The organism is Pseudomonas sp. UW4, assembly GCF_000316175.1.
GTDB classification, from domain to species: domain Bacteria; phylum Pseudomonadota; class Gammaproteobacteria; order Pseudomonadales; family Pseudomonadaceae; genus Aquipseudomonas; species Aquipseudomonas laurylsulfatiphila.
The window spans coordinates 2,246,744-2,259,983 of the sequence record NC_019670.1 but is presented as its reverse complement, the minus strand read 5'-3'; the positions used below and the strand labels follow the sequence as shown (position 1 = coordinate 2,259,983).

Annotated in this window: 13 protein-coding genes and 1 pseudogene; 4 read left to right on the top strand and 10 right to left on the bottom strand. The window is 62.2% G+C overall.

All coding sequences use genetic code 11. The annotated features are described in order from the left end of the window. Positions 1–163: 163 nt before the first annotated feature. A complete protein-coding gene (locus PPUTUW4_RS09840) occupies positions 164–2,944 on the bottom strand; it encodes a C2H2-type zinc finger protein (protein ID WP_015094493.1) in 2,781 nt (926 codons plus the stop codon). Between the two features lie 238 nt (positions 2,945–3,182). Here PPUTUW4_RS09840 and PPUTUW4_RS09835 point away from each other — a divergent pair, with 238 nt between their 5' ends. Beyond that, positions 3,183–4,103 carry a LysR family transcriptional regulator gene (locus PPUTUW4_RS09835; protein ID WP_015094492.1) on the top strand — a complete coding sequence of 307 codons (921 nt, stop codon included), beginning with the start codon at positions 3,183–3,185 and terminating at the stop codon, positions 4,101–4,103. Here the strand turns inward: PPUTUW4_RS09835 and PPUTUW4_RS09830 are convergent. Together PPUTUW4_RS09830 and PPUTUW4_RS09825 are read right to left on the bottom strand one after the other, a co-directional pair. Further along, positions 4,024–4,620, bottom strand: a complete 597-nt coding sequence (locus PPUTUW4_RS09830) for a DinB family protein (protein ID WP_015094491.1) — start codon at positions 4,618–4,620, stop codon at positions 4,024–4,026. The two genes, PPUTUW4_RS09835 and PPUTUW4_RS09830, sit on opposite strands and share 80 nt — an antisense overlap. 72 nt (positions 4,621–4,692) lie before the next feature. Beyond that, entirely contained in the window at positions 4,693–5,802 is a 1,110-nt protein-coding gene (locus tag PPUTUW4_RS09825) for an NAD(P)/FAD-dependent oxidoreductase (RefSeq protein ID WP_015094490.1), read from the bottom strand. 131 nt (positions 5,803–5,933) lie between these two features. Between PPUTUW4_RS09825 and PPUTUW4_RS09820 the strand changes: the two genes are divergently transcribed. After that, entirely contained in the window at positions 5,934–6,254 is a 321-nt protein-coding gene (locus PPUTUW4_RS09820; protein ID WP_015094489.1) for a DUF2388 domain-containing protein, read from the top strand. Here the strand turns inward: PPUTUW4_RS09820 and PPUTUW4_RS09815 are convergent. Together PPUTUW4_RS09815 and PPUTUW4_RS09810 are read right to left on the bottom strand one after the other, a co-directional pair. Continuing rightward, positions 6,248–7,240 (bottom strand): pyridoxal-phosphate dependent enzyme, encoded by a 993-nt coding sequence (locus tag PPUTUW4_RS09815; protein ID WP_015094488.1) that lies wholly within the window; start codon positions 7,238–7,240, stop codon positions 6,248–6,250. The two genes, PPUTUW4_RS09820 and PPUTUW4_RS09815, sit on opposite strands and share 7 nt — an antisense overlap. 101 nt (positions 7,241–7,341) lie before the next feature. Next, positions 7,342–8,133: an SDR family oxidoreductase gene (locus PPUTUW4_RS09810; RefSeq protein ID WP_015094487.1), complete on the bottom strand. Its 792-nt coding sequence runs from the start codon at positions 8,131–8,133 to the stop codon at positions 7,342–7,344. Between the two features lie 124 nt (positions 8,134–8,257). Between PPUTUW4_RS09810 and PPUTUW4_RS09805 the strand changes: the two genes are divergently transcribed. Next, positions 8,258–9,202, top strand: coding sequence for a GlxA family transcriptional regulator (locus PPUTUW4_RS09805; RefSeq protein WP_015094486.1), 945 nt, complete (start codon positions 8,258–8,260; stop codon positions 9,200–9,202). 70 nt (positions 9,203–9,272) lie between these two features. Next, positions 9,273–9,932: an isoprenylcysteine carboxylmethyltransferase family protein gene (locus PPUTUW4_RS09800; protein ID WP_015094485.1), complete on the top strand. Its 660-nt coding sequence runs from the start codon at positions 9,273–9,275 to the stop codon at positions 9,930–9,932. Between the two features lie 106 nt (positions 9,933–10,038). Here PPUTUW4_RS09800 and PPUTUW4_RS09795 read toward each other — a convergent pair whose 3' ends face one another. From PPUTUW4_RS09795 to PPUTUW4_RS09775, 5 genes and pseudogenes are all read right to left on the bottom strand, one after another. After that, positions 10,039–10,701: an HAD-IA family hydrolase gene (locus PPUTUW4_RS09795; RefSeq protein ID WP_015094484.1), complete on the bottom strand. Its 663-nt coding sequence runs from the start codon at positions 10,699–10,701 to the stop codon at positions 10,039–10,041. 60 nt (positions 10,702–10,761) lie between these two features. Next, a complete protein-coding gene (locus PPUTUW4_RS09790) occupies positions 10,762–11,169 on the bottom strand; it encodes a response regulator (RefSeq protein ID WP_015094483.1) in 408 nt (135 codons plus the stop codon). A 297-nt stretch (positions 11,170–11,466) separates the two neighbouring features. Beyond that, positions 11,467–11,709: pseudogene (locus PPUTUW4_RS09785) on the bottom strand (pentapeptide MXKDX repeat protein); the annotation flags it as partial. Positions 11,710–11,762: 53 nt separating this feature from the next. Further along, positions 11,763–12,548: a molybdopterin-dependent oxidoreductase gene (locus PPUTUW4_RS09780; protein WP_015094481.1), complete on the bottom strand. Its 786-nt coding sequence runs from the start codon at positions 12,546–12,548 to the stop codon at positions 11,763–11,765. Then, positions 12,545–13,162, bottom strand: a complete 618-nt coding sequence (locus tag PPUTUW4_RS09775) for a cytochrome b/b6 domain-containing protein (RefSeq protein WP_015094480.1) — start codon at positions 13,160–13,162, stop codon at positions 12,545–12,547. The genes PPUTUW4_RS09780 and PPUTUW4_RS09775 overlap by 4 nt, the downstream gene beginning before the upstream one ends. Positions 13,163–13,240 lie beyond the last annotated feature (78 nt).

The window sequence follows — 13,240 nt, the reverse complement described above, 5'->3', positions numbered from 1 at the left end:
TCTCTGGATCAACTCGACCGGTCAACCCCCGGGCGTTGCTGTGCCCTTTTTGTCGCGGACGGTGACGTCCTTGAACCTGCGTGGCAGGCGCAAGGGGGCGTTTAATTGGATGGGGCGGTACTGATCAGAACTTTCGTGTTCGGATTTCTTGGGACTAGTACGGCTATCTCCCGGAGTGGTGCAGCCGCTCATGCTCTCTCAAACTGCTGCTGTGGCGATAATATTTATTACAAAGCAGACAGTTGAAAGGTTTTTCTCTGGTGTGGGTTCGTATGTGGGTCTTCAAATTTCCGGACGTAGTAAAATCTTTGCCGCAAGCCGCACAGCGGTACTTTTTTGGGGTGTGGGTTCGCTCGTGTATCTCCAAATCTCCGGCCTGTGTAAAAACCATGTCGCAGGGTGCACAGCGGTAAGCGGCATGGATTCGTTCGTGTCTCGTCAAATCTGTGGACTGTATAAACCCTTCGCCGCAAGTCTTACAGCGGTGAGGCTTTTCTTCGGTGTGGTTTCGCTCGTGTCTCTTCAAATGTCCGGGCTGTGTAAACGCTTTGCCGCAAATCGAACAGCGGTGGGGCTTTTCTTTGGTGTGGGTTCGCTCGTGTCTCTTCAAATGTCCGGGCTGTGTAAACGCTTTGCCGCAAATCGAACAGCGGTGGGGCTTTTCTTTGGTGTGAATTCGTGTGTGGTGGTCCAATTTTGTGTTCGTTTTAAACCCTTTACCGCAGTACGAACAGCTCACCACATGATCCAGGACGCGCATCGACCCCGCCCAGGTCCCATAAGCTTCAGCAGAGGTTGAGGGTTGAGGTTCCACAATAGCGTTAGTTGCAGTCGTCGGGTCAGGTCCCAATATGTTGAGTAGATCGTCAATCTCACTCCTTACATAGATCCCAGATGATCCCTGCTCGGGTGTCGACGAACTATTGATCAGACGGTGAAATTCCTCAGCGCCAGCATTTGGGATTTGTCCTTCTTCGGAGTTGCTCCCTGAAGCAGCCCTGATTTCCTCTATTGTCCATCGCCCATCCCCGTCCGCATACCGCAGCGGCGAATTCCCGACAAAACAGTACAGGTTCAACCCATCCACCTCCCCCGCCGGGTCCGGATTGATCCAGCAGTGCTGCCACTCGGCGTAATACCGATAGCCGTAGTAATACAGCCCGGTCGCATCGCGTTCCTTGCCCGAATACCCTCGCGTCTTGTACGACGCCTTGGCCCCGTCATGCACGACCCACCAGGCCCGGCCACCAAACGGCAGATAGCCTTCATCACTCAACACCGCGCCCCGCTCATCCAGTTCCAGCAGGCTCGAACCCAAATGATCGTTGAGGCTGTAACTGAAGTGATCATTGTCGACACCGGACGGCGGCGGCCCCCCCCAATGCAGCAAGCGCACACTGTTGCGCCCGGCCTCGACGGCTATCACGTGGTGCTCCCGGCCGTTGGCGCCTCGGTGGATCTCCACACCGGGCAGGTAGCGCACTTCGCTGATCACCGTACGGCCTGAGGTCAGTGCGCAGCGCACCTTGCGCAGGCGTTTGCCGCCACCGCCGTAGCGGTACAGCTCGGTGTCGTGCGGCGCGTCTTCGCGGGTGACCGGGGTCACCTGGCTCAGCTGGTTGCGTGCATCCCAGTGCATCGACTGACCGCGCAACAACTCGGCCTGGTTGCCGTTGCCATCGAATGCCCGGGCAAAGTCTGGCGGACCGTCGCCGTCGTGACGGATCAGGCTGCGGTTGCTCTGCGCCGCCACGGCCCAACGCCGGGTGAAGGCTTGCACGCCCAGGTGCCGAAGTTCCAACGGATTGTCGCCCGCGTCGTAATCGTATTCTTCGCGATAGTTGACCAGCGCAGCGGGATCATTGGCCGCGCGCAGGACCTCCCGCCCGGTGGCGCTGACCAGGCGATAGCGGCTGTCGTAGCCATAAGTGCTGACCGGGTCGACACGCTGATTCTTGAAATGGCGCGTGGCTTTGGACAGGTCAGCGATGCGCACGACATTGCCAACCGGGTCGTAGTCATACTGCAGATCCTGGTGCCACGGCTGTCCGGGCAGGCCGGCGCTCAAGCGTTGCAGACGTGCGTCCTCCGCTCGAAACACGGCGCAGGTGATCACCCCGTTACCCGCCGTTTCCTGTTCCACCTGACCACCGGCGCTGTAGCCAATGTCACCCACCAGTTGCACCTCATCGCCCCCCGCCCGCTGCAAGTACACCGCCTGCAACTGGCCGGCACAGGTGCGACGCAAACGCCGGCGGTTAAGCAGGGCATCGGTTTGCGTCACGACCTCGCCCAACGCGTCATGGCTCCAGCGACTGTCCAGACCCGGCGCGGTTTCGAGCAGGGCGTCACGGGCCTCGACGTCCGCGGGCCAGTTCACCGGCTCCAGGGACTGCAGAAAGTGGCTGGTTTCCAGCAAAGGGTTACCGTGCAGGTCGTAATCGGGCATGTGCCGGGTGGTGCTCGGGTCATCGTGGCGGATCAATTGCCCGCACTGATTGCGGGCACTGCCGCCGGGGTCGCCGTAGAGAAAACGCTCGACCACCCGCGGCGCCTCATCGCCGAGTCGCTCGGTGATGGCGACAGGGCGCAGTTGTTCATCGTAGTCGCGTTGCTGATGGCTGCGGCTGTCCCAACGCTCCAACGTTTGGACCGCCTGGCCCGGCAGCGCCAGCGCCCATCCGGCATCGACGCTGGTGCGCAGCAACTCGACCCCGGACAGGCTGTGAATGGACACGCGGTTTGGCCCAAGGCCCTGATCCCACAGCCTGGGATCGCAACGCTCGACTTCACGGCCCGCGGGATCGAATACCGTCCGGCTGATATGCGGCTGAGCCGGTTGGCCCACCTCGGAACGGCAGTAAGCCACAGCGCGCACCGCCAGCCCTCGCGGATCGACGACCGCGAGACTGGGTGTATGGCTGTGCAGGCCGAGGTTGTTCATGCCGCTTAAGTAACACGCAGAAGTAGTGCTGACTACTGACAGAAATAACAGGTGTCGCTTGCCGATGAGGGATCAAAATACCCAATAACCTTGTGGGAGCGGCGGTGCGCCGATCCGATTTGCCCGCGATGACAGCCAACATATATGGCGCCTGACACTCCGCCATCGCGAGCAGGCTCGCTCCCACAGGGTTTGGTGCTTTACTGAAAAGACCCCGGACCTCAGCGAGAACCCCGGCATGAACCGCAACGACCTGCGCCGCGTGGACATGAACCTGCTGGTGATTTTCGAAACCCTGATGTTCGAGAAGAACCTGACCCGGGCCGGGGAAAAACTGTTCCTCGGCCAACCCGCTGTCAGTGCGTCGCTGGCCAAGTTGCGCGATCTGTTCGACGACCCGTTGCTGGTGCGCAACGGTCGAACCCTGGAGCCGACCCCGCGGGCGTTGCAGATTCTCAAGGAGTTGCAGCCGGCGATGGACACCATTTCCGGGGCGGTCAGCCGGGCCAAGGATTTCGAGCCCTCCACCAGTCGCGAGGTGTTTCGTATCGGCCTGTCCGACGACGCCGAATTCGGGCTCTTTCCGCCGCTGCTCAAGCAGATTCGCGAAGAGGCGCAGAACGTTGTGGTGGTGGTGCGCCGGGTGAATTTCCTGCTGATGTCGTCGATGCTGGCCAGCGGCGAGATTTCCGTCGGTATCAGCTACACCACGGAATTGCCAGCCAACGCCAAGCGCAAGAAACTGCGCGACCTGAGTGTGAAGATCCTGCGCGGCGATGACCGTCCCGGCCCGCTGACCCTCGACGAGTTCTGCGAACGTCCTCACGCACTGGTGTCGTTTTCCGGGGATCTGAGCGGTGCCATCGACAATGACCTGGCCCGCATCGGCCGTTCGCGGCGGGTGGTGCTGGCGGTGCCACAGTTCGCGGGCTTGCGGGCCTTGCTGGCGGGTACTGACATGCTCGCCACCGTACCGGATTACGCGGCCAGCGCGCTGATCGAAGGCAGCAGCCAGTTACGGGCGGACGATGCGCCCTTTGAGATCAACCTGTCCGAACTGTCGATGGTCTGGAACGGGGTCAGCGATAACGATCCGGCAGAACGCTGGTTGCGTTCGAAAATTGCACAGCACATGGCGGCGCCACCGTCGGGGCATTGATCGACTGCAGGAGCACCGGCTCGGATTCGCGCAGGTACACCGGCATGTCGGTCACCGGTGGCATGGCCGGAATCTCGAAGTACATCTGCACCACCCAGCCGCGGTGGTAGCTGGCGTGGTTGACCACATGCATCAGCATCGCGCCGGCGCTCATGGTGCCGCTTTCGCCCGAGACAAAGGTGAACTCCACCGGTTTGTCCAGGGAGGCATCGGTTTGCCGGGCGCTCCAGTCGCAATACCAGCGGTCGATGTCTTTTTGCGCCTGGCGCAGTTCCGACAGGTCGGCATGCAGCAGATCGTGCGAGGTCTTGAAGCCATGTCCCCGGCCTTCAAGGTGCGCCCGCCAGATGCAATCCACCACGTAGACATGATTGAGGGTGCCGATCATGTTGTTGAACACCGACACCCGTTGTTTTTTGACTTCGCCCGGAGGAAGCGCCGCAAGGCTGTCAAACAGACGCTGATTGGCCCAGCGTTTGTAATCGGCCAGCAGGCAGGCAGTGCGTACGGTGATCATCAGAGTTCTCCGATGGCAGTAAGCGCACTCCCTAGCATAGACCCGATGCCCGCAAGGCAGGGCCAGCACCGATCATCGGTCGTCGAGGCGTTTCACCACGTGCCCGGCAAGCGCCAGGCAACTGGTCAGCCCTGGTGATTCGATGCCGAACAGATTCACCAGCCCCGGCACGCCATGTTCGGCGCAACCGCTGACGAGAAAATCGGCGGCCGGCTCGATCGGCCCGCTGATTTTCGGGCGAATGCCGCTGTAGGCCGGTTGCAGGCTGTTGTCCGGCAACCCCGGCCAATAACGGCGGATCGCCTGATAGAAGCCTTCGGCCCGGCGGGGTTCGACGCGGTAATCAATGTGCTCGACCCATTCAACGTCCGGCCCGAAGCGCGCCTGCCCGCCCAGGTCCAGCGTCATGTGCACGCCCAGTCCCGCGCTCTCCGGGGCCGGATACACCAGGTGCCGAAAGGGTGCCCGGCCGCTGAGACTGAAATAACTGCCCTTGCACAGATGCGCCTGGGGAACGCACTGTTCAGGCAGACCGACGATAGCGCGCGCCACCTCGGGAGCGGACAACCCCGCGCAGTTGATCACTTCGCGGCAGCGCAGGGTCATGGGTTCGCTGCCGCCCATGTGCAGCTCGAAGCCCTGATCGATGCACAGGGCCGACAGCAGCGGCGTGTGCAAGGCCAGCGTCGCACCGAACCGCTCGGCGTCGCCCTGAAGTGCCAGCATCAGCCCATGGGAATCGACGATGCCGGTAGAGGGCGACCACAGTGCCGCGACGCAGGACAACGCCGGTTCAAGCTCCCGGGCCTGCGGGCCATCCAGCCATTGCAGGTCATCGACACCATTGACACGCCCCTGCTGCAACAGACGCTGCAACGCCGAGCGCTGTTGCGCATCGGTGGCCACGATCAGCTTGCCGACGCGCCGGTATTCAACGGCGTGCTCATCGCAAAAAGCGTATAGACGCTGCTTGCCCTCCACGCACAGTTGCGCCTTGAGGCTACCTTCCGGGTAATAGATACCGGCATGAATCACCTCCGAGTTGCGCGAGCTGATGCCCGTGCCGATGCCCGTCCCGGCCTCGACCACCAGCACTTCCCGCCCGCTCATGGCCAGGCACCTGGCCACCGCCAACCCGACGACGCCGGCCCCGATCACCACGCTTTGAATATCCACGCTCAACGACCCTGCCTCCTGCACCTGCTCTCACCGGCGACGCCTCAGAGCCCTCCTCACGGAACTCTCGTCGACTGCCACGTATCCTAAACTATGTGGTACATCCCTTATGCTTCATGCTGTCGGAGGACACCGTCATGCGCCGCATATTTATCATCTCTGCACTGGTACTTTGTTTACCCGCAGGCTCGGCTCTGGCCAAAGTAGATGCCGGTGACGTCGCCACTTCCGCCGGGGTTTCCGCCTCGCTGTACTCAACGTTCAAAGACCACAAACTCATGATTCCCGCCCGGGATGACGCCTCCAGCTTCATCGCCAGCGGCGGTGCGATTCGTGGTGCCTATCTGGAGTCGGTGTTGAAAAAGATCCGTCAGGACAATCCCGCCCTCAACAACGCAAGCGACGAAGACCTGGCCCGCGCCATCCTCGTCCAGGAAGGTGTTGGCGCCGATCACTGAAGACCGTCATCGCCAGCGGTGGGGCTTGTGACACCGGGATAGCGTTTCCAGCCCTGCCTCGCGTGCGTGCCAGTGGACATGCGTGCCCACCCGGCCACGAGCTGCGCGTTGATACTCACCCCGCCACACACCACGATCACCACGTCATGGGCGTCGGCAATCGCCGGGTGATCCAGGTAGGCGATCGCCAATGAAACGCCGCACGCCGGCTCGACCAGCTGACGCAAATCATTGGCGTAACGCACCACGCCCAAGATCGCCTCATCATCACTGAGTACCACGCACTCATGGGGGAAATCACCGATGTGCCTGACCGGCCAGGCGGCCACTTGCGCGGCCCCCAGGGACGTGGCAACCGTGTCGATTTTCGGCAGTCTGACCGGGTGCCCGGCCGCCACCGCCGCGGCGAATGACGCCGCGCCTTCGGTTTCGCAGGCGACGATGCGGCAATCGGTGTGCCGATGACGAATCAGGCCGGTGAGCAACCCGGCCAGCAAGCCCCCGCCGCCCACCGATGCCACCAGCACATCCACTGGCGGGCAGTCGGCAAGGATTTCATCGACCATGGTGCTGTGCCCTTCCCACAACACCGGGTGGTCGAAGGCCGGCACGAATTCACTGCGCGGGTCCTGGGCGAGTTCCCGGGCCCATTGATTGGCTTCGTCCCAGACCTTGCCGTGCTCGATCACCTCGGCGCCGGTCTTGCTGATCCGCGCCCGGGTACTGTGCGGGGTGGTGTGCGGCACCACGATGCAGGCCTTGAGCCCCAGGCAGGCCGCGGCCATGGCCGTGGCCAGTCCTGCGTTACCGCCGGAGGGACAGACCACCTTGCGCTTGCCCTGCTGCGCCGCCCGACTGCACAGCAAGCCGATGCCGCGTATTTTGAACGAGCCGCCAGGTTGCAGGTTTTCCAGTTTCAGCCAGATACGGCGGGTCGGGGTCGAGAGGCCAGGGTGCAGAATCAAAGGCGTGCGGATGTGAAGCATGTCGATTCCTGTTACACGCCGCCGGCCCGCCGAACAGGTCGACGAGCCAGCGGTGAACGGTCCTCTCATGCAAGTTTAGTTCACTTGGTCCGGCGACTGTCTCAGCGATAACGCGGTGCCGCCACGCAATTGCCAAACAACCCGGACAGCGTCTTGCGCTGGGCTTCGTAACGATCCCACTGGCTGCCATCGTGCAGGCCCGGGATGGTCACTGTCTCACCGGCCGCCAGGCCAGCGAGCGCGGCATCGACCATGTCTTCGGCGGACATCACGATCTCCTGCGGCAGATTTTCCACCGGGTTGCCGGCCTCGCTCCAGAAATCGGTGGCGGTCGCCCCCGGCAACACCGCCTGGACGCGTACGCCTTTGTCCGCCAGTTCATGCTGCATCGACTGGCTCAGGGCCAGGACGAACGCCTTGGTCCCGCCGTACACGCCGTTGAGAATTTCCGGGGCAATGGCGACGATGGAGGCGATATTGACCACGGTGCCGGTGCCCCGGGCAACGAAACCGGGTACAGCGGCGTAGGCCAGGCGCATCAAAGCCGTCACGTTGAGGCTGACCATCGCTTCCATGTCGTCCACGGGACTGCCCAGCAGCGGCATGACGCCACCGACCCCGGCGTTGTTGACCAACAAGGTAATGCTGGCGTCGTTGCGCAGGATCTGTTCGACCCGCAGCGAATCCGCCTTGTTCGTCAGGTCGGCGGCCACCACCTCCACGGTGCGCCCGGTCTGGTCGCTCAAATGCTTGGCCAGGGCATTGAGTCTGCCCCGGCTGCGGGCCACCAGGATCAGGTCGTAACCCTGGCGGGCCAGGCGGTCGGCATACACCGCGCCGATGCCCGAAGAAGCACCGGTGATCAGTGCAGTGCCTTTGGATGAAAGAGCCATGGTGCAATTCCTCTAGGGTGAGGCGAGAGATTCGCCGGGTGCAGACCGTTATAAAGGGACTTACACCCGTCTCAAATGACGTTTAAAGTACGTTTTTCGGACACAACCGTTTGAGGACAGGTCGATGATCAGCGTGGCGTTCGTGGTTTTCGAGGGTTTCCAGTCCATGGCGCTGGCCGCCATGCCGGTGTTCGAGTACGCCAATTTCAGTGCCGCACAGCCCCTGTATGACGTGCGCGTGCTCTCGGAAAACGGTCACAACCTGCGCGCCTCGGGTGGCTTGAGCGTTTGCACCGAGGCCTTCGACGGGCGCGTGTTCGACACCGTCATCGTGGTCGGCGGCGACTCGATCGTCGAACAGGCGCCCGAGGCCGTGCTGGAGTACCTGAAGGCCAGCATCCACAGCGCGCGTCGCACCGCGTCGATCTGCTCCGGGGCGTTCGTCATGGCCCAGGCCGGCTTGCTCGACGGACGGCGGGCCACCACCCACTGGGCCTACGCCCGGGAACTGCAGGCGCGGTTTCCGGCGATCAAGGTCGAGGCTGATCGCATCTACGTGATCGACGGTTCAATCTGGACTTCGGCCGGCATGACCGCGGGTATCGACCTCGCACTGGCCATGGTGGAAAAGGACCACGGCGCCGAGCTGGCCCGGGCCGTGGCGCAGAAACTGGTGATGTACCACCGCCGCGCCGGCGGCCAGTCGCAGCATTCGGCGCTGCTGGAACTGGCGCCGAAATCCGACCGCATCCAGACCGTGCTCGGCTACGCCCGGGAACACCTCGCCCAGCCCCTTTCGGTGGAGCAACTGGCACAAGTGGCCAACCTCAGCCCCCGGCAATTCAGCCGGGCGTTTCGCGCCGAAACCGGACAATCGCCGGCCAAGGCCATCGAGAACCTGCGTCTGGAAGCCGCGCGACAGTTGCTCGAGCGCGGACGCCTGACCCTCGACCAGATCGCCCTGGAAACCGGGTTCACCGACCGCCGACGCATGCGCGAAACCTTCCTGCGGGTCTTCGGACAACCACCCCAGGTGATCCGGCGCAATGCGCGAGCAGAGGTGATTTGATTGCTACCTCGCTGAGGTGGGAACCCTCGGTATCTACACTGAACATAGCGGAGGTCTTTTTGGAGGCGCCATGAAAATCTCGGCCAAACTGGCGTTTTTCGCCGTCGTCAGCACCCTCGCCTACCTCGCCCTGGCGATCTGGGGGCTGGGCGGTTTCGCGGCTTTCTTCAGCCACGGCTCACTGGTCGTCGTTGCCCTGGCCACCCTGATCATGGCCGTCGCATCGCTGTTCACCGAGGCCAACCTGAGTTCGGGAGAACGCGAAGACCGGGGCAATCGCTGGGTCCTCCCGGTCTTCGGTGTGATCGGCGTGCTCAGCGGCTTTGTGCCGGCCTATACCGATCGCATCGACTTCTGGACGTTTGGAGGTGAAGGCGTGCGCTGGCTCGGGGCACTGCTGTTCATCGCGGGCGGCGCGCTGCGGTTGTGGCCGGTGTTTGTGCTGGGCAAGCGCTTCAGCGGGCTGGTGGCGATCCAGCCGGGGCATCGACTGGTCACCGAGGGCATTTACCGGCGCCTGCGCAACCCCAGTTACCTGGGGATGATGGTCATCGCCGTGGGCTGGGCGCTGGCGTTTCGCTCAAGTGTCGGCCTGCTGCTGGCGGCGTTGACCCTGATCCCGCTGATCGCCCGGATTCACTCGGAAGAAGCCTTGCTCAGGGCACAGTTCGGCAGCGAATACGAAGCCTATTGCGCCCGCACCTGGCGGCTGGTTCCCGGGCTTTACTGAATGCAACCCTATCCCCTGTGAGAGCGAGCCTGCTCGCGAAAGCGGTGTGTCAGCCAATATCAATAGCCACTGACACGACGTCTTCGCGAGCAGGCTCGCTCCCACATTAGACGGCGTGCAGGCGCAGACCTGCAGCATCCACCTGAACCCGGACCATGTCATAGTCAACCAACGTCCCATGCAACGTCTCGATCGGCTGCTCATGGGTCGCCGTGACAATAACCAAATCCGCCCCCGCCGCTTCAGCCGCCAGAATCCCCACCGTGGCATCTTCAAAAACCAGGCACTGCCCAGGCTCCACGCCCAGGCGCCGGGCCGCGAGTCGATAACCCGCGGGGTCAGGCTTGCCGGCCGTGACGTCCTCGGCAGTCACCATCACCCCAGGCTCGGGAATCCCCGCCGCCGCCATCCGCCGCAGCGCCAGTTCCCGTGGGGCGGAGGTGACGATGGCCCACTGTCTGGCCGGCAAGGACCGCAGGAATTTCGCCGCGCCCGCCACTTCGAATACCCCGTCGACGTCGTCGATTTCCGCTTCGGTGATCCACGCGGCTTCGGCCTCGGCATCCACACCGGGCAAGCCCAGGCGCCTGATGGTGTCGATGGCGCGGGCGCCGTGAATGGTCGGCAGGAAGGACTCGACATCGACATCATGGCGCACGGCCCAGGTGGTCCAGACCCGCTCGGCAGCGGCAATGGACGTCAGGACGGTGCCGTCCATGTCGAACAGAAAGGCACGGTAAGTCGAATTGAAAACGGGGTGATCGGACAAGGAAAGGAACCTCGCAGCTGCCGGACGGATTTGCCCGGCAATGTAGCATCTGCGAACGACTCAGTTGAGTCGTTTGGACTTGAAGGTCTGGTCCACACAATCGAGCAGCCCACCGATCATCCAGGGCTTCTTGATAAACGAGACCGCGTGTCGCACGCCTGAGCTTTCAGGGGTTTCGAAACCGGACATGATCATGATCGGCTTGTCCGGCCAGCGATCGCCGAACTGGTTGGCCAGGTCCGCGCCATTGAGCGTGCCGGGCATGGTGATGTCTGTCAGCAGCATGTGCACCTGCGGCGCATGCTGCTCCAGATAGATGACTGCCGCGTCCGCACTGATTTGCGGCTCGACGACAAAACCTTCCTCCTGGAGAATCTCGCAGAGAAACTCCAGGATCAGCGGGTCGTCCTCAACCACCAGGATCAACCCGTCAGGACGATGTCCGCCCGCCGTCGGTACTCGACTCATGACCGTGCCGCTCCCTGATTGCCTCAATGATTTCGCGGAATTGGATCCGCTGCCTAAAGGTATGAGCAGCGCAGACCGCGGAAATTCATTTTTGATACAGCCAGGTGACCGGCATCACGCGTCCGGATCAATCATCGATGTCTTTTTTCTGGGCTCAGGTCGTTCGGGGCGACAAAAAACCTGTGGGAGCGAGCTTGCTCGCGAAGGCGTAGTGTCAGTCGCAATCAATGTTGACTGATACGCCGCTTTCGCGAGCAGGCCCCCACAGGGCCTGCGGTGATTGGACTTACTGAGACATTTCGCTTTTTTCATTGCATCCTTGGACATTGCATCTTTTTTCATCGAGTCCTTGGACATGCTGCCTTTGGACATGGCGTCCTTGGACATCGAATCGGTTTTCTTCATCGCATCTTTCTTCATCGCATCCTTGGACATCGAGTCCTTGCTCATGCTGTCGTTGCTCATGGTGTCAGCTGCAAACACGGAGGCAGCGCCAACGGCCAGGCACATGGACAGTACAACGGTGGTCAACTTTTTCATGATGAAACTCCCTGGAGCGTGGGTTGTGGTGGTGTGAAAGGGCCAGGCATTCGTCAGCTGCCACCGAACCAGTTGTAGCCCTGGTCTTCCCAGTAGCCGCCGCTGTAGGTGTTACTGACGAAAATCGCCTGAATGTGTTTGGGGTTCTTGTAGCCAAGTTTGGTGGGCATGCGCAGCTTCATCGGGAAGCCGTACTCGCGCGGCAGCACCGCGCCGTCCCAGGTCAGCGCGAGCAGGGTTTGCGCGTGCAGCGCAGTGGCCATGTCGATGCTGGTGTAGTAGTCGTCGGCGCATTTGAAGCCTACGTATTTGGCGTCGGTGTCGGCGCCGATGCGCTTGAGGAAATCGCTGAAGCGCACGCCGCCCCAGCGTCCGATCGCGCTCCAGCCTTCGACGCAAATATGCCGGGTGATCTGCTCGGTCTGGGCCATGGCGCGCAGTTCGTCGAGGCGCCAGCTGCGCTTGTCGGCGACCAGGCCGCTGACCTCCAGGCGATAGCTCTCCTCCTCCACTGTCGGTGCCTCGTCGATGCCGTAAAAGGCATTGAAGGGAAACGGCCGGGTGATCATCGATGCGGGATAGGTCGGCGCCATGGCGTTGGGGTTGAACAGCCAGCCCTGTACCCGGTCGTTGAAGCGCGACATGGAGGACAGCGCGGTGTCGACGCTTTCGTTGTCGGTGATGTTGCAACCGGACAACATGGCCACGCCACCGAGGGTCAGGCCACGCAGCAGGAACGAACGCCGCGAGCGGTCTTCGATTTGCGGGGCGAGGATCTTGCGGGCGTCGGTGAGGATCGAAGACTCGTCCAGTCCGGGGATCTGAATGCGCTTTTTCATGCTTGCTCCTTGCGGCCGACGATCATGGCCAACAGTGTTTTCGGAACCAGCGCGACCATCAGCAGATGCACCGCCACGAAGGCCACCAACAGCGCCATGGCGAAGAAATGCACCCGGCGTGCGCCTTCGTAACCGAACATCAATTCACGCAGCAGCGGGAACTGCACCGACTTCCACAACACCAGCCCGGAGAGCACCAGCAGCGTGATGTCGACCATCACGAACAGGTAGGCGACGCGTTGCACCTGGTTGTAATGGTTGAGGTCGGCGTGTCCGAGTTTTCCGCGCAAGGCGGCCCACAGGTCATGCAGCACGCCGCTGGGCGTCACCGGGAAGAAACGCCGCTTCAGGCGCCCGCTGAACAGGTTGAAGGCCAGGTAGATCAGACCGTTGATCGCCAGGAACCACATCGCCGCGAAATGCCATTGCAGCGCGCCAGCGAGCCAGCCGCCGAGGGTGATCGACGCGGGAAAGCTGAACTCGTAGATCGGCGAGGCGTTGTAGATGCGCCAACCGCTGGTGACCATCACCAGCACCGCCAGGGCGTTGAGCCAGTGGGTCATGCGTAGCCAGCGTGGATGACTGGCCTTGGGTGAAGCAGTTGACTGCGACATGTCCGGCTCCCGTGTGTTGTTGTTCGTTGGGGCCGAGTATGGGAGCCGGAAGATCGCCAAATCCTCACATAAAGTTAA